The following is a 15,109-nucleotide window of genomic DNA, read 5'->3' as shown; positions in this document are numbered from 1 at the left end:
ATCCGGCTTGCCACCGTTTCGAGCAGGCTATTTTCCGCTGCCGCGCAGCAGGATTCGGACCACCAGGCCGCCCTTCTTGTCCGGTATCGCGAACTTGTAGTCGTACTTCTCTTTCGCCGTAGGAGTGAAGGCGAAGCGAATCATGCAGGATGTGTCGGGTTGCGCACCGGGACAATCGGTTTTGTCGATGCTGTAGCCGGGTCCGGAGAAATACGCTTTCGACGCGTCGTAGCAACCTCGCCAGAGGAAGGAGACGACTTGCTTCGCGGTACCGCCGACGGTGACCGCGCCGAATTGGAGGGTATCCACGACGACGGGACATTCCGGCGGCTTGGTGGTGGTAGTCGTGGTGGTCGTCGTCGTGGTCGTGGTCGTGCTCGTTATGGCCGACTGATCAGCCGAGCGCGCGATCTGCCGGGGGGTCGTGGTGACGGCCGGTCGAGTCGTCGCCTCGTCCAGCGTCGCGCCGACCGCGTCCTCCGTGGTCGCCGCGAGCGGATCCGATTCCGACGGTCCGGCGGTGGTCGTTGTCTCGAACAGACCGAGCGCCACATCACCGGTCGGTGCCGCGAGGGCGATCCATACGCCGACGACGACCGCGACGACAGCGGCGGCCAGCAGCGCCAGACGGGTTGTCCGCTCCGCCGTCTCCGCGCGTCCGCGCTGCGCGCGCAGCCGGTCGACGGTCTCGGCGATTTGGCGGCTGACCGGGTGATACGGGCCGAGTCTGCTGGTGAAGCTCGGCAGCCAAGATGCCCAGAGCGTCATCTGCTCGTTCGCGGCGCCCGAGGTGATTCCCTGGAGGAAGGCGAACGCGCCGTCGGGATCCCCCGCAGCCAGATAATGCCGGACCGCGGCGACTTCGCGGTATGCCGCGGCCTGCGCCGAGCCGCAGCGCTCCAATGCACTCAGCACGGCTCGGTGGGCGCGCCGTCGAGACACCCCCGCGGATGCGTTCGCCGAAGTCAGCGACGCGTGCACTGCGGCGTGCGCGACGCCGATGTGCTCGTCCGGGGTACTCGGCCTGCGACGGCTGAGCAGCGCGCCGAGTGCCACCGTGAGGTTGCGTACCTCGGGTTCGGGCATATCCGCCGGCCCGAGGGCCTTGATCGATTCGCACACCACCTCGATCGGAAGCACCGGCCCCGGGCTACCGGTCAGCACCACCGCGACCAACAGACCGAGACGATGGATCGCGGCAGTGCCGCCGGTGCGAGCCAGCGACGCGCGCACCACCTCCAGCCGCCGCCGCACCAGCACACCGACATCGACTCTGCCGTTGAGTTGCTCGTCGGTGAGCAGGGTGGCGGTGTCGACGACAAGACGCGGAATGAGCCAGCCACTGGTCGGCGACCACGGGCGCGCCGACCGGTCACGGGTGTCGGGCACGGCATCCGGCGCCAGACCCAAGGCCGTGACCAGTGCGGTCAGCCGTTGCTCTGGCCACGGTCTGCCCTGGCGGTCGCGCACATGCGCCCGCAGGAACAGTCGGATGTCGGACGCCGTGGGCCCGGTCAACGCGAACGACCGCATGCGCGCGAATTCCGGCATCGTCAGGACATCGGAATCGATTCCGGCGCTGATGATCACGCGCACGTGATCATAGTCCTCCAGCGTCGTGAGACTGCCGATCGTGCGCGCGATGCCCGCACGCCATCCGGGCTCGTCCGGCAGGTCGAGACCATCGATCAGTATCGTGACCCGGCGCTCGGCGTCGTAAAACCGGCTCAACACGTCGTGTAGTTCTGCCGTGATCGCGTCGTCTCGCCCGCGGTCAACCGAATTCGTTCCTGTCGTCGGCTGTCCGGGCGCGGCCGGCGCGGGTAGCTGTCGTCGCAGTTGGACGACCAACTCGTCCACGAGCTTCTCGGCGGTACCGGTCCCGGTGAGGAACACGGCCGCGTTGACGCTCGCGGCGGCGGCGACCGTCGGGATGGTGGCCGAGGTGTCGGCCAGGCCGGGGCGCACCAGCAACGCCATCAGCACGGATTTGCCGGAGCCGCCGACGCCGACGACGCCGCGCAGTCGCTCGAATCCATAGTCGGACAGCTCGTTCAGTTGCCTGCGCATCGTCGCGGTGACATGCAGCCGCGTCGTCAACTCGTCCACGGTCGTGGCGTCGGCTCGCCCGTGGACCACGTCCTTCATTCGAGCGACGTTGCGCACCAACCACAAACCCGGATCGCCCTGCTTCTCGACCTCACCGACGGCCATCGAAAACGCCTGCGGGAGCTGTGATGTGCATGATTTCGCGATGGGGTCGCGTAAATCCGCCGGCAGGATGTGTTCGCCACGGCGCGGCAGGCCGACACTGAAGAAATCGAGCATGGAACGGGTGAAACATCCCTTATACGCCGGGCCGTCGTCGGATGCGACCAACAGCTCCAACCGGCCGGCGGATCGGGCTACCGCGTCCGACCAATCCCGGGCCGCGGCCTGCGTCGCGCCGCCCGCTTCACACGCGTCGACCAGCACGATCAGGCCGTCGATGTCGGAATACCGCTGCGCGAGGCCGCCGATCGCCTCCGACAGATTGAACACCCCGAAGGGGACGAACGGCTTGCCGCCACCGGCCATCGGCGAAGGCGAGTCCTTCGCCAGGAAGAAGTACCGAGGCGGACCGGTCATGCCGATCCCGTGTCCGATGAAACCGAGGAGCAATATCGCCCGTTGCCGGTTCGCTTCTTCGAACGCCTCGACCATCGCCGACTGTAGATCCGTCAACGTCGGATCGGTCAGCGCCATGACCTTGCCGCCGACCGCGCGCCATCCCCCGGACGTCACGAGTGCCGAAGACAATTCGCGCGCCAAGTCGCCGGGAAATCCCAAGCGAGGCATCGCATCGCATTCCGATCCGACGATCAGCGCAAGCCGGTTCCCCACGAGCCGATGATATCGGCCCGCCGGGTTGATGTCTCCACATGGATCACATAATCCGTTGGTAATCAATCATTTTCACGCGCGCAGCACACCGAGTCGTACGTAACGAGGGTTCGGATTCGGATATCCAACTCGTCGGTATTTCCAAAAGAAATCTTGAAGCGGCAATGCGCTTTTCTCACCCCGCACGACGGCGACCCACCCAGTGGCCCCGCTGGGGCTAAATCGAGCAGTCGGCGAACACGCCCGGACGGCCCGGGGCGAAGTCCATGTCGTTCGCATCCAAGCTTCCCACGGCAGCGAACAACCGCTGGGGAAACCGGCGCGGCTCCTTGTGGGTCGACGACCGGCCGCGACACGCCGCACTTCTCGAACACGCCAGAGGGCCGCGGCGTAGCAACTTTCGAGCTACCATTTGACCGAGTCGCTCACCCTCGTTTCCTCGACCGGTGATCCGCATCGCCCCGAGCGGCCACAGCGGTCGGCCGACGTCGGTGAGCTGTCCACACCGCGCGCACCCGCGGTCCGTCCCGACTTCCCATGTCTGGCCGGGACGGAGCCCGGTAGCCAACACGGCGCAACGTAGGATGAATTCGCGATCGTGGCGCGGCAGTGCAGTGCGGAGAAAGCGATTCGTACTGTGCGACAACAGGATTCGACTTATCGTTACCGAACAGGAAGCGGGTGGGAGGCATGCGGGTGGGCGCGGCAGCGCGGTCCGGAAAGCAGCGGGGTATTCGCGGTCGAATGAGAAAGACCGGCGCTGTCATGGCAACAGCCGTGCTCATGTCGTCCCTCGGCGGGGCCGTCGCTACCGCCGCGCCGATCCACGCGCCGATATTGCGCGCACCGGCGCGCGGTTTCAGCGAGCTCTCCGTGCCGTCCAGCATGGGACCGATCAAAGTCCAGGTCCAATGGGCGGCTCGCGGCGGAAGCGCGGCGCTCTACCTGCTCGACGGCCTGCGCGCGCCCGCCGACCACAGTCAGTGGACGACCGACACCGACGCCTTGGCCCAATTCGCGGACGACAACGTCACCCTGGTGTTGCCGGTCGGTGGCCACTCGAGCTTCTACACCGACTGGTACCAGCCGAGCAGCACGAACGGCCAAGAGACGACGTACAAATGGGAGACCTTCCTCACCCAGGAACTGCCCGCCTACCTACAGCGGTTCGGCGTATCGCGCACCAACGATGCCATCGTCGGCGCCTCCATGGGCGGCAACGCCGCACTGATCCTGGCCGGATACCATCGCAACCAGTTCAAGTTCGCCGGATCGTTCTCCGGATTCCTGCACCCGACGTTCCCGCTCTGGAACGAAGCGATGCGCGCCGCCATGCGGGACGAAGGCAATTTCAATGTCGACGACATGTGGGGGCCGGTCGGGGACCCGGCCTGGAGCCGCAACGACGCCACCGTACAGGCCGAATTGCTGCGCGGACTGCCGATATACGTCTCGACCGGCAACGGACTACCCGGCCCGCTCGACGTGCCGTTCGGAGTCGGGAACACGGTCAACGCGATGGGCCTCGAGTCGATGACGACGATCGCCGCCCAGATGTTCCGTGATCGGCTCGCGGAACTCGGGATGACCGCCCGCGTCGACACCGTCGACGGGACACACACCTGGCCCTACTGGCAGCAAGCACTCGCGACCGCGCGTCCGATGATCCTCGACGCGCTCGGCGCGCACTGACCGAGCCCCGACACCGAGCACCGGGCCGGAGACTTCACCTCGGCGCTCGCACTAGCCGGACAGTACTCCCCCGACGACCGCGCTCACCGCACCGCCGACCGCCTCACGCGAGGGCGGACCGGCGTCCCGATCGGCGAACAGCAGGTGCGCGGTCCCGATCAGCATGGGGGCGAGCGAGTCGACGTCGGCCGTCGCGGCGATCCGGCCGAGGTCGCGTTCGGCGGTGAGGTACCCGGCGATCATGGCGGTCGCTTCCGCAAGGACGGGGACGCCGGTCGGCCGGTCGCGGCGCAGGCGTGCGCGCAATTCGTCCCGGAACGTGATCAAGCCGACGATGGCCGTGGTGACCGGGCCGAACACGTCCGTCAGCGCGGTGGTGAGGTGCTCGACCACGCCGCCGCTCCCGGCGGATTCCCGCAGAGCGGCGGCCCGTCGCTCGATCGCCCCGATACGGGCGGTCACCAGTTCGGCGAGGAAGTCGTCGAAGTCGGTGAAGTGCCGGTGCAGCACGCCTTTGGCGCAGCCCGCCTCCGCGGTGACCGCCCGGCTGGTCAGCGCGCTCGGCCCGTCGCGGAGCAGGATCCGGTCGGCGGCGTCGAACAACTGCTCGCGCACGTCGCGGAGGGCGACTCCGGTGGGCATACGGGTGCCTCTTTCTGTTCGGATCGAGACCCACCCGTTGCCGAGTGGGCGAATGCCCATTTAGAGTGGGCGCATGCCCACTATACCTTCGCCGGAGGAAACGCCGCACCGGCACCGGCAGATCGCGGAGTCCTTCGGGGTGAATGCCGAACGCTACGACCGGACCAGGCCCAGCTATCCCGAAGCCCTGATAGAGCACATCGTTTCCCTCAGTCCCGGGCGCGCGGTCCTGAATGTCGGCTGCGGCACCGGTGTCGAAGCCCGGCAGTTCCAGGCGGCCGGTTGCACGGTGCTGGGAGTCGAACCGGATCCGCGGATGGCGGAATTCGCACGGGGCCAAGGGTTGGAGGTCGACGTGGCGACCTTCGAAACCTGGGACGGCGCAGGCCGCGTCTTCGATGCGGTCATCGCGGGAACGGCTTGGCACTGGGTCGATCCGGTCGCGGGGGCGGCAAAAGCGGCGGAGGTTCTGCGCCCCCGGGGCGTGCTCTCCGCATTCTGGCATGTGTTCCATCTCCCGACCGAGGTGGCGGAAGCGTATGGCGTGGTGTACCGGCGGGTGGCGCCCGACTCGCCGTTCACCCTCCAGCCGGGCACGCGAGCCTTGGAGGTGCACCGGCAGATGCTGGACAAAGCAGCCGAAGGCATCCGGGAGACCGGTCGATTCGAAGATCCGCTGGATCAACTTCCGACGCACGGCTCCATGACCCGCCTCCCGGAGGACAAACTGACACAAGTGCTCGACGGTGTCGGCGCGGCGATCGATGCGATGGGCGGGAGTTTCACCCTGCCCTACACGACGGTGGCGATCACCGCGACGCGCACCGCCACACCCTGACCCGATGCGCCGCCCCTTCCCCGCTATTCCTGGGCTTCGTTTCCGTCCCGGCTGGTGCGGGTAGCTCGGACAGGTGGCCGGCGATGATCCGCGCTGGTCGACGCGTTCCGAGCGGTGAGGAGACGGTTGAGTGTCAGGGTTGTGGGCTGCGGGCGGATGGGGATTACTGGCCGGGTCCGCCCTGCTGATAGGCGCTCTGGTGGGATTCTGGGCGCGCGTTCCCACGAAGATCGTGGCCAGCGTGATGGGATTCGGTAGCGGAGTCCTGCTTTCGGCGGTGTCGTTCGAGTTGATCGCAGAGGCGCACGAGAAGGCCGGATTGCTGCCCACCGCCCTCGGCGCGGTGGGCGGCGCGGGGATCTACACCCTGGCGAACGTCGCCCTCGCCCGCCGCGGCGCCCGCCACCGCAAACGCTCGGGAGACCAGCAACCAAGCGAATCCGAGCAGTCCGGCTCGGGCACGGCCATCGCGTTGGGCGCGCTGCTCGACGGTGTGCCGGAGTCCATCGTCATCGGGGCGAGTTTGCTCGGCGGCGAAACCGTCAGCGCGGTCACCGTGGCCGCCGTGTTCATCAGCAATATTCCCGAGGGGCTGTCCAGCGCGGCCGGTATGCGCCGCGCGAACCGCAGCCCGCGCTACGTGTTCGGCTTGTGGGCTGGGATAGCGGTGATCAGTGGCGTGGCCGCCATGGCGGGCTTCGGGCTGCTCGGTGACGCCGCGCCCGCCGCGCTGGCCGCGATCACCGCCCTGGCCGCGGGCGCGATCCTGGCCATGATCACCGACACGATGATCCCGGAGGCCTTCGAAGACGCCCATCTGTGGGTCGGAATGATCACGGTGGCCGGGTTCCTCACCGCCTTCGCCCTGTCCCAGCTCGACCATTAGCCCTGTGGTGCAGGCTTTTCGGAGCCGATTGCTCAGCGTTCGCCGGCTCGACGGTCGGGCGCCCACAACCGATCGGCGTCGCCAACGGCGAGCCTGCCGCGGTAGACGTCGATCTTGTGGTCGATGAGTTCCAGGTTCTCGTGCAACTCGGCGATCTTGGCTGCTACCTCGGCGCGATGCGCCTCCATGAGGGCGAGCCGTTCGTGTTCGTTGCCGCGCCCGGCGGCGACGAGTTCGGCGTAGCGGCGGATGGTTTTGATGGGCATGCCGGTGGCCCGCAGCTTGGTGCAGACGGCGATCCAGTCCAGGTCCAACTGCCGGTAGCGCCGCCAGCCACCCGCTGCGCGGTCGACCGGGGTGACGACCAGGCCCGCGCGTTCGTAGTAGCGCAAGGTGTGCACGCTAACCCCCGTCCGCCGGGCGGCCTCGGCGATGCTCATACCTTCCTGTGGCGGACCGGATTCCGGCTGCGGCTTGACTTCGAGCACGCTCTAGAATTTAGCGTCCGTGATCATGACGACAACATTGATCACCGGAGCGAACAAAGGTCTCGGTTTCGAGGCCGCCCGCCGGCTCATCGCCGCGGGCCACACCGTCTACCTCGGAAGCCGGGACGTCGAGCGCGGACGCCGGGCCGCCGAACAGCTGGGGGGACGAACAGTCCAGCTCGACGTCACCGACGACGCGTCCGTAGCGGCCGCCGTCGCGGCCATCGAAGCCGACGGCGGCCTGGACGTGCTGGTCAACAACGCGGGTATCGCCACGGAATGGACCGCGACCAACACCGTGATCGGCGCCGCGGACGTGACCGCGGACCTCATGCGCCAGACCTTCGAGACGAACGTCTTCGGCACGGTGCGCGTCCTGCACGCGTTCCTCCCCCTGCTACAACGTTCCACCGCCCCGGTCGTGGTGAACGTCAGCAGCGGGCTGGCCTCACTGGCCCGGGTCAGCGACCCCGGCAGCCGGGCGTACGCCTACCCGGGCGTCGCCTACCCGGCATCGAAAACCGCGGTCAACGCGATCACCGTGCAGTATGCGAAAGCGTTTCCGAACATCCGGATCAACGCGGTGGAGCCCGGCTTCACCCAGACCGATCTGAACGGGAACACCGGCCTGCAGAGCGTCGAGCAAGGCGCCGAGATCATCGTGCGGATGGCGCGGCTGGGCCGGGACGGCCCCACGGGGGGATACTTCGACGCCGACGGCGCCCTGCCCTGGTAGCCGAACGTCGGTCGTGCGGTGCTCACCCGTGGCGGGTCAAGACGCGACGGACGCGCGGTTCGACTCCCCTGCCGCCGGTGAACGGATCGCGTGGGCCCGGGCGATGACCTCCTTCAGCCCGTATCCGTTGACGATGGGTATACCAAAGCGCTGCTCGAACCTGCTTCGTAGTTCGCTTCCGGCCGGTGCCGCACAGCACAGGGCGAAACGCACCGACGAGGTGTCCCACCGCGCCCGGCCGGGCAGATCGGTCAGTGCCGCGTACAGGCTCGGGAAGGCGGAGGAGTAGGTGGGCCGGATTCGCTCGATCCGTTCCAGGAACGACTCCGGGTCCAGCGGGCCTGTCAAGGTAGTGCGACCTCCCGCGACCAGCGGCGACAGGGCGCCGAGCAAGATGCCGCAGAGTTGCCGCATCGGCAGCGTGGACAGGCTGTGGTCGCCATCGGTGAGGGCGAAGACCTCGATCACGAATCGGCACATGGCCTCCAGGTTCCGGTGATCGAGCAGCGCCCGGATGCCGCCGCCGTAGGTGATCAGCGCCAGCGCCTCCCCGCCGGGCCGCGCCGCCGGTGCCGGGTCGCGTTCCGCCGCGCCGAGCGCCGCGGCGGGCAGGACCCGGACCGGCGCGTCGATCGCCGGCGGATGCTCGATGACGATGAGGACCTCGGGGTCCGCGTCGGTTATCCGCTGACTGACCTCCTCGTCGGACGCCGTCGGGTCGATCACGGCGGCCGTGGCGCCCAGGCGCCAGATCGCGAACAGCGACACCACCAGGTCGACGGCGCCGGGCAGCATGGTCGCGACGACGTCGCCGGTCGTGACGCCTGCGGCGCGCAGGCGGGACGCGGCACGCTGGACGGCGGTCAGGAATTCGCTGTTGTTCAGTTCGATGCCGTCAGCGGCAAGGGCGGGTGCCTGCGGGGTGGCTGCGGCGCGACGGTCCGGAAGAGTGGAAAGCATCATGCGATGTCCTCGGCAACGGCGTAGTAGTTCGATAACAACGGTAGGAAGCAGAGCTTCTCTCGCCACCGTCGCGCAGGGATCAAATTCGTCGCTTGTCTTGTCGCCGGGAGACAATATCGACGGCGAGATCCGCCGCCGCGCGCACGGCGAGGTAATACGATCGGCTCGTGACGAGTTCTCGTCGCAGCGGTGAAGCCGAGGTCGACCGTTGTGTCGCGACGATCGCCGCCCGCATGAACGAGCGGGTGACGGACATGAGCGCGAGCATCCACAGCGCGCTCGAGGAAGAGATACCCGAGCTGCGCGCGGATGTCCACACCGTCGAACTGCTCAGGGCCAGTGTGCAGGGAAACGTCGACACCCTGCTGTACGCGCTGCGTCACGACATCCCCGCCAGCCGCATCCACCTGCCGTCGGCGGGCACGGAGTACACGAAGCGTCTGGCCCAGCGCGACGTCCCGCTCAATGCCCTGGTGCGCGCGTATCACCTCGGACAACGGCGGGCGACCGAACTGATCTTCGCCGAGTTGCAGGCCGTCGACGTCGCGCCGGTCGATCGATTCGTCGTCGGCCGGGCCATCGCCACCAGGCTGTTCACCTACCTCGACCAGGTGATCCAGGAGGTCGTCGCGGTCTATGAAGGAGAGCGGGAGCAGTGGTTGGACACCCGCAACAGTGTGCGAGCGCTCTGTGTGCGCGAGCTACTGAAGGGGAAGGAGTCCGTCGACGTCGACAGCGCCACCGAGCAGATCCGTTATCCCCTGCGTTGGCATCACCTGGCGCTCATCGTCTGGTATCCCGACACGGAAGCCCGCGGTGACGAACTGGCCGAGCTGCAACGGTTCGTTCGTGGGTCGGCCGAGGCCGCGGGAACCTCCGGGCAGCCCCTCTTCGTCGCCGACGATCAGCTGAGCGGCTGGGCGTGGCTGCCCTACCGTTCGGCGCGACCCGATGCCGTCGCCGATATCCGTGAATTCGCGGCCGCGCAACGCGACGCCCCGAGCGTGGCGATCGGCACGATGGTCCCGGGCCTGTCCGGGTTCCGCCGATCTCATCGCCTGGCTCAGGACGCGCGCACGGTAGCGCTGGCGGGGGCGGATACCGAACACCGGGTGGTCGCGGCCGAAGACCCCGGATTGTCGGTCGCGGCCCTGCTCGGTGAGAGCACCGCGGAAGTCCGGGAATGGGTCGGCGACGTGCTGGGCGACCTCGCTTCCGACACCGAGAACGACGCGCGGCTGCGCGACACGCTCCAGGTCTTCCTGCGCACCGGATCCAGCTATAAGGCAGCCTCCGCGGAGCTCGACCTCCACTCGAACTCGGTGAAATACCGGGTGGGCCGGGCGGTTTCGCGACGCGGCAGGCCCATCGCCGAAGACCGGCTGGACGTCGAGCTCGCACTGCTCATCTGTCACTGGTACGGACCGGCGATACTGCGACCCGATCCGGCGTGACCCGGCTGCCCGGAACTCAGCGGCGCAGCGCTGCATGCTCCACGGGACCACGCACGGCTTAGAGCCAGGTTGCGAGTCCGTCGTCACGAGGTGGCGATGACGGTGCTTGCCGCCGAGGCGGCGACCAACCCGATGATCTGGCTGCTGTGCAAGCGCTCCTTCAGCGCGGTCACGCCCAACACCACGGGGACGATCGGGTAGGGCGAGGACAACACGACCGCCACGGCCAGGTACTCGGTCCGCGTGGCGAAGAGACAGGACACGAGCAGGCGGGTCGCTGTCAACCCGTCACCCGGCCGCCCGGTGTGCGGAGTGAGACGATCAGGAATCGAGAAGCACTGGTCAGCGCGCCGCCGTTAGCGTTGGGACGCGAGCCGTTCACACACAGAGGAGGACTCATGACCTGGGACAGACGGATTAGGCAGACGCACCGGTGGCTGGCCGTCCTATTCACGGCGACCATCGTCGTCACGGTCGTCGCCTTGGCGCTGAAGGGGCCCGTGTGGGTCTCCTACGTGCCTCTGCCCCCGCTCGCCTTACTTCTCTTCTCCGGTCTCGGCGTATTCGGACTGTCGTGGTCCGCCGATCGGCGCGGCCGGGCGGCCGGGAACACCGCGCCGCGGCAGGTCGTGCCCGCACCGCGGGTCCGGCAGCTGCATCGCTGGTCGGGCATCGGCTTCGTCGCGACCGTTGTCGCCACTTTCGTCGCCTTGGCGCAGGAGGAACCGATCGTCTGGGTGTCCTACCTGCCGCTGCTGCCGCTGGCTCTGCTGCTGTTCTCCGGCCTCTACATGCTGGTATTGCCGCTTGCCGCGCGACGTCGGCGCGCCGGTCGCCTCGCCACGTCCTAGTCGGCCGGAGCGGGCGCGGGCGGCGTCGAGCCCGGTGGAACCCGGGGCGGCAACTCCGGACGACGCTTCCGAAGCGGGCTCCTGCCGGAAGCTCGTACGTCCGCGATCGGCACGAAACAAAGTTTTCTCCGAACCTGCGATGAATCGGGGCGGCGGCGCCGGTATGTACGGGCGAACCCATCGGAGGAGGACTTTCGCCCATGAGAACGACCACGGGACAGCGCTGGGTACTCGCGCTGACATCGGTGGCCGCGTTGATGATCATGCTGGACGCGCTGGTCGTCACCACGGCCTTGCATGCGATCCAGCTCGACCTGCGCGCCTCGCTGGCCGAACTGGAGTGGACCGTCAACGCCTACACCTTGAGCTTCGCGGTGCTGCTGATGGCGGGCGCGGCGCTCGGCGAGCGATATGGACGGCGCCGCGTGCTGGTCGCGGGGGTGCTGCTGTTCTCGGCGGCCTCGGCCGCGTGCGCCTCGGCGCCGAACCTGGGCTGGCTGGTCGCCGCCCGGGCGGTGCAGGGTGCCGGCTCGGCGGCCGTCATGCCGGTCGGTATGGCGCTGCTGTCGGCCGCCTTCCCGCCCGCGCAGCGTACCCGCGCGCTCGGGCTTTTCGCGGCTGTGACCGGCCTGGCCACGCTCGGCGGCCCGCTGGTCGGTGGCGCGGTGGTGCAGGGCTCGACCTGGCAGTGGATCTTCTGGCTGAACCTGCCGATCGCCGCCTTGCTCGTGCCGCTGATGCTGACCCGGCTGCCGGAGAGCCGTGGCGAGGCACGCGGGCTCGATCACCTGGGCATCGGGCTGGCCTGCGCCGCAGCGCTGGGCTCGGTGTGGGGCCTGCTGCGCGGCGACGAAGCGGGCTGGGGCAGCGGCGAAGTCGTCGCCGCGTTCCTGCTCGCGGCGATCGCGCTGGTCGCGTTCGTACGCTGGGAGCTGCGCACCGCGGCCCCGCTGATCCCGATGCGGCTGTTCGCCGCGCGCGGCTTCTCGGTCGGCAACGCGGTGGGCTTCCTGCTGTTCGGATCGATCTTCAGCGGGGCGTTCTTCTTCGCACAGTTCCTGCAGACGGTCCAGCACCACGGCCCGCTCGGCGCGGGAGTGCGGCTGGCGCCTTGGACGATCACCTTGTTCCTCGTCGCTCCCGTGGCGGGCAAGCAGGTCAACCGCTTCGGGGAACGGCCGCTGGTGGTCGTGGGACTGCTGATGCAGGCCGCGGGCTACGGCTGGCTCGCGCTGACGGCCGGGCCGCAGTTGTCCTACCCGGCCATGGTCGCGCCGTTCGTGCTCTGCGGTGTCGGCGTCTCGATGGCCATTCCCGCCGCCCAGAGCGCCGTGCTGCGTTCGGTGCCCTTGGCGGCGGTCGGTGCGGCGTCGGGCACGTTCAACACCTTGCGCCAGCTCGGCAGCACGTTCGGGATCGCCTTGCCCGGAGCGGTTTTCGCGACATTCGGTGGACTCGGATCCGCCGCTGCGTTCAGTGCCGGATTCGCCGCGGCGATCGGCACGGCGGCGCTGCTGGCGCTGATCGGCGCCGCGCTCGGGCTGCTGCTACCCGCGGGCGAGCCCGTCGCGGCACGCTCCGACGCGCAGCCGGTCGCGGCTCGGTAGGTTGCGGCCATGACGATCGGCGCCGACTTCACGGCCGAGACGATGGCCTACCGGCCGGAGTTACTCGCGCACTGCTACCGCATGCTCGGGTCCGTCCACGATGCCGAAGACCTGGTGCAGGAGACCTTGGTCCGGGCCTGGCGTGCCGCCGACCGGTTCGACGAGCAGCGGGCTTCGCTGCGCACCTGGCTGTACCGGATCGCCACCAATGCCTGCCTGACCGCGCTCGAACAGCGTGGCAGGCGGGCCTTGCCCACCGATCTGAACGGACCGGCCGCCACTCTCCAGACCCGGCCGGCCCGGCATCCCGAAGTGTCCTGGCTGGAACCGATTCCCGACGCGCTGCTCGGCGGCTCGGCCGATGATCCGGCGACCGTGGTGGCCGCGCGCAGCGGCATCCGCCTCGCCTTCATCGCCGCGCTGCAATATCTGCCCGCCCGCCAGCGCGCGGTGCTCATCCTGCGCGACGTGCTCGCCTGGTCCGCCGCAGAGGTTGCCGACCTGCTCGGCGCCTCCCCCGCCGCGGTCAACAGCGCGCTGCAACGCGCCCGCGCCCAGCTCGAGAAGGCCACCCCCATGATCGATCGGACGTCCGAGTCGTTGAGCCCCGGTGAGCGCGCGATGATCGACCGCTACGTCACCGCATTCGGTAACGGCGATATGGACGAGTTGAGCAAACTGCTGCGCGACGACGTGGTGCTCGAAATGCCACCCGCCCTGTTGTGGTTCGCGGGCCGCGCCCACGTAGTGGGTTTCTTCGCGGACAAGGAGGCCCGGGACGGCGACACCTGGCGCGCCGTGCCGACAGCCGCCAACACCCAGCCCGCCGTCGCCTATTACCTGCGCGACGCGGACGGTACCCACCGCGCGCACTCGATCCACGTTCTCGGCACCACGGATACCGCCATAGAGCGCATCACCGTCTTCCTCGGCGACGACTTGTTCCGGCCGTTCGGGCTGCCCACGGTACTTCGACGGCCGACCGAGAGCTCCATACCGGAGTGATGCTCGGTGCGGACGACTGCACAGGCGATGGGGCCGAATTCCCGGTGCGGCGGGGAGCTATATCGTCGGAGCATGCGAGCCCGGCCGTTGACTTTGATCCAGGACGACCTCGTCGACTACGACAAGGCCATGCAACGCATGGGAGAGCTGGTCGAAGAACGCCACAGCGGCGCGCGGCCGGACACCCTGTGGCTGCTGAGCCATCCGCCGGTTTACACCATCGGGCGGAAGACGCCGCAGGAGCACCTGCCGGACCCGGCACACGACATCCCGGTCGTGCAGACCACCCGCGGGGGCCAGCTGACCTATCACGGTCCCGGCCAGCTGGTCGGCTATCTCGTCGTCCGGCTCGATTCCGGCGAAGGGGTGGTGGACTACATCCGGGAGGTCGAGTTCCGCCTGATCGAGGCACTCGGCCGGTTGGGCGTGCCCGCCGAACGCCGCGACACTCCGCCCGGCTCCGAACTGCTCACCGGCGTGTGGACCCGGCACACCGGCCGCAAGATCGTCTCCATCGGCATGCGCCAGAGCCGAGGGATCACCAGTCACGGCTTCGCCCTCAATGTGAACGGCGACCTCAAGCCATGGCACTGGGCCGTCGCGTGCGGGCTCCCCGACGTCGATATGACCTCCGTGGCCAGGGAATCCGGCGCGGCGACCATGGAGCAGGTGCGCTCCATGGTCGCCACCGCTTTCGAGGCGAGCTGAACTTCGCCCGCAAACGATCCACGGCTCGCGCGGCGGCGACCCCGGAACTCGAAGCGCGCGGTGTGACCGTGCGCAACTTCGGCCTGGTCCGGTTGTCGGGCCGGTCGGCCGCGGAACTGGATCTCGCCCTGCGTGCGCGGAGGCTGTGGGAGGAGATCGGCGGGAAGGTGCTCGGCGTCCGCGCCGTCGATCCCGTTCTGCGGATAAGGCTCCCTACGAGCACCTGACGTCGGTGACCGAGGAGTTGCTGGGCCGCAAACCGCCTTCGGCCGAACCGATCGAGGCGATGTCTTCGACGCCGACGCGAGCGCCGGGACGGAGGCCGGGCCGTCGCCGTCCGGTCGCGCCATTATGCG

General features: G+C 68.6%; 15 protein-coding genes. 10 read left to right on the top strand and 5 right to left on the bottom strand.

The features are described from left to right. Nucleotides 1–27 precede the first annotated feature (27 nt). Nucleotides 28–2,883, bottom strand: a complete 2,856-nt coding sequence (locus ACWEO7_RS12275) for a hypothetical protein (RefSeq protein ID WP_452423001.1) — start codon at nt 2,881–2,883, stop codon at nt 28–30. Nucleotides 2,884–3,648: 765 nt separating this feature from the next. Between ACWEO7_RS12275 and ACWEO7_RS12270 the strand changes: the two genes are divergently transcribed. Then, a complete protein-coding gene (locus ACWEO7_RS12270) occupies nt 3,649–4,575 on the top strand; it encodes an alpha/beta hydrolase (protein ID WP_452423000.1) in 927 nt (308 codons plus the stop codon). A 51-nt stretch (nt 4,576–4,626) separates the two neighbouring features. On the opposite strand, the gene ACWEO7_RS12265 is transcribed toward ACWEO7_RS12270, so the two are convergent. Next, on the bottom strand, nt 4,627–5,217 hold the full coding sequence (locus tag ACWEO7_RS12265; RefSeq protein ID WP_452422999.1) for a TetR/AcrR family transcriptional regulator: 591 nt from the start codon (nt 5,215–5,217) through the stop codon (nt 4,627–4,629). Nucleotides 5,218–5,290: 73 nt separating this feature from the next. Here ACWEO7_RS12265 and ACWEO7_RS12260 point away from each other — a divergent pair, with 73 nt between their 5' ends. Then, on the top strand, nt 5,291–6,055 hold the full coding sequence (locus tag ACWEO7_RS12260; protein ID WP_452422997.1) for a class I SAM-dependent methyltransferase: 765 nt from the start codon (nt 5,291–5,293) through the stop codon (nt 6,053–6,055). 130 nt (nt 6,056–6,185) lie between these two features. Further along, on the top strand, nt 6,186–6,941 hold the full coding sequence (locus tag ACWEO7_RS12255) for a ZIP family metal transporter (RefSeq protein WP_452422995.1): 756 nt from the start codon (nt 6,186–6,188) through the stop codon (nt 6,939–6,941). A 32-nt stretch (nt 6,942–6,973) separates the two neighbouring features. Here the strand turns inward: ACWEO7_RS12255 and ACWEO7_RS12250 are convergent, their stop codons facing one another. Continuing rightward, entirely contained in the window at nt 6,974–7,429 is a 456-nt protein-coding gene (locus ACWEO7_RS12250; RefSeq protein WP_452422993.1) for a MerR family transcriptional regulator, read from the bottom strand. 25 nt (nt 7,430–7,454) lie between these two features. Between ACWEO7_RS12250 and ACWEO7_RS12245 the strand changes: the two genes are divergently transcribed. Next, nucleotides 7,455–8,165: an SDR family NAD(P)-dependent oxidoreductase gene (locus ACWEO7_RS12245; protein ID WP_452422991.1), complete on the top strand. Its 711-nt coding sequence runs from the start codon at nt 7,455–7,457 to the stop codon at nt 8,163–8,165. 36 nt (nt 8,166–8,201) lie between these two features. Here ACWEO7_RS12245 and ACWEO7_RS12240 read toward each other — a convergent pair whose 3' ends face one another. Further along, nucleotides 8,202–9,128: a class I adenylate-forming enzyme family protein gene (locus ACWEO7_RS12240; protein WP_452422990.1), complete on the bottom strand. Its 927-nt coding sequence runs from the start codon at nt 9,126–9,128 to the stop codon at nt 8,202–8,204. Between the two features lie 167 nt (nt 9,129–9,295). On the opposite strand from ACWEO7_RS12240, the gene ACWEO7_RS12235 reads away from it, so the two are divergent. Further along, nucleotides 9,296–10,582 (top strand): PucR family transcriptional regulator, encoded by a 1,287-nt coding sequence (locus ACWEO7_RS12235; RefSeq protein WP_452422988.1) that lies wholly within the window; start codon nt 9,296–9,298, stop codon nt 10,580–10,582. Between the two features lie 83 nt (nt 10,583–10,665). Here ACWEO7_RS12235 and ACWEO7_RS12230 read toward each other — a convergent pair whose 3' ends face one another. Then, entirely contained in the window at nt 10,666–10,866 is a 201-nt protein-coding gene (locus ACWEO7_RS12230; RefSeq protein WP_452422986.1) for a hypothetical protein, read from the bottom strand. Between the two features lie 114 nt (nt 10,867–10,980). Between ACWEO7_RS12230 and ACWEO7_RS12225 the strand changes: the two genes are divergently transcribed. The 5 genes from ACWEO7_RS12225 to ACWEO7_RS12205 all read left to right on the top strand — a co-directional run bounded on the left by ACWEO7_RS12225 (nt 10,981) and on the right by ACWEO7_RS12205 (nt 14,980). After that, nucleotides 10,981–11,433 carry a hypothetical protein gene (locus tag ACWEO7_RS12225; RefSeq protein WP_452422984.1) on the top strand — a complete coding sequence of 151 codons (453 nt, stop codon included), beginning with the start codon at nt 10,981–10,983 and terminating at the stop codon, nt 11,431–11,433. A 200-nt stretch (nt 11,434–11,633) separates the two neighbouring features. Continuing rightward, nucleotides 11,634–13,040 (top strand): MFS transporter, encoded by a 1,407-nt coding sequence (locus ACWEO7_RS12220; protein WP_452422983.1) that lies wholly within the window; start codon nt 11,634–11,636, stop codon nt 13,038–13,040. A gap of 9 nt (nt 13,041–13,049) precedes the next feature. Next, the gene (locus tag ACWEO7_RS12215) at nt 13,050–14,045 is read left to right on the top strand and encodes a sigma-70 family RNA polymerase sigma factor (protein WP_452422981.1); all 996 of its coding nucleotides are present in this window, start codon (nt 13,050–13,052) and stop codon (nt 14,043–14,045) included. Nucleotides 14,046–14,117: 72 nt separating this feature from the next. Further along, on the top strand, nt 14,118–14,753 hold the full coding sequence (gene lipB, locus ACWEO7_RS12210; protein ID WP_452422979.1) for a lipoyl(octanoyl) transferase LipB: 636 nt from the start codon (nt 14,118–14,120) through the stop codon (nt 14,751–14,753). A 62-nt stretch (nt 14,754–14,815) separates the two neighbouring features. Next, nucleotides 14,816–14,980, top strand: coding sequence for a hypothetical protein (locus tag ACWEO7_RS12205; RefSeq protein WP_452422978.1), 165 nt, complete (start codon nt 14,816–14,818; stop codon nt 14,978–14,980). The last annotated feature ends 129 nt before the right edge of the window (nt 14,981–15,109 follow it).

Source organism: Nocardia sp. NPDC004260, from assembly GCF_053603155.1.
This window is presented reverse-complemented; position numbering and strand designations above follow the sequence as displayed.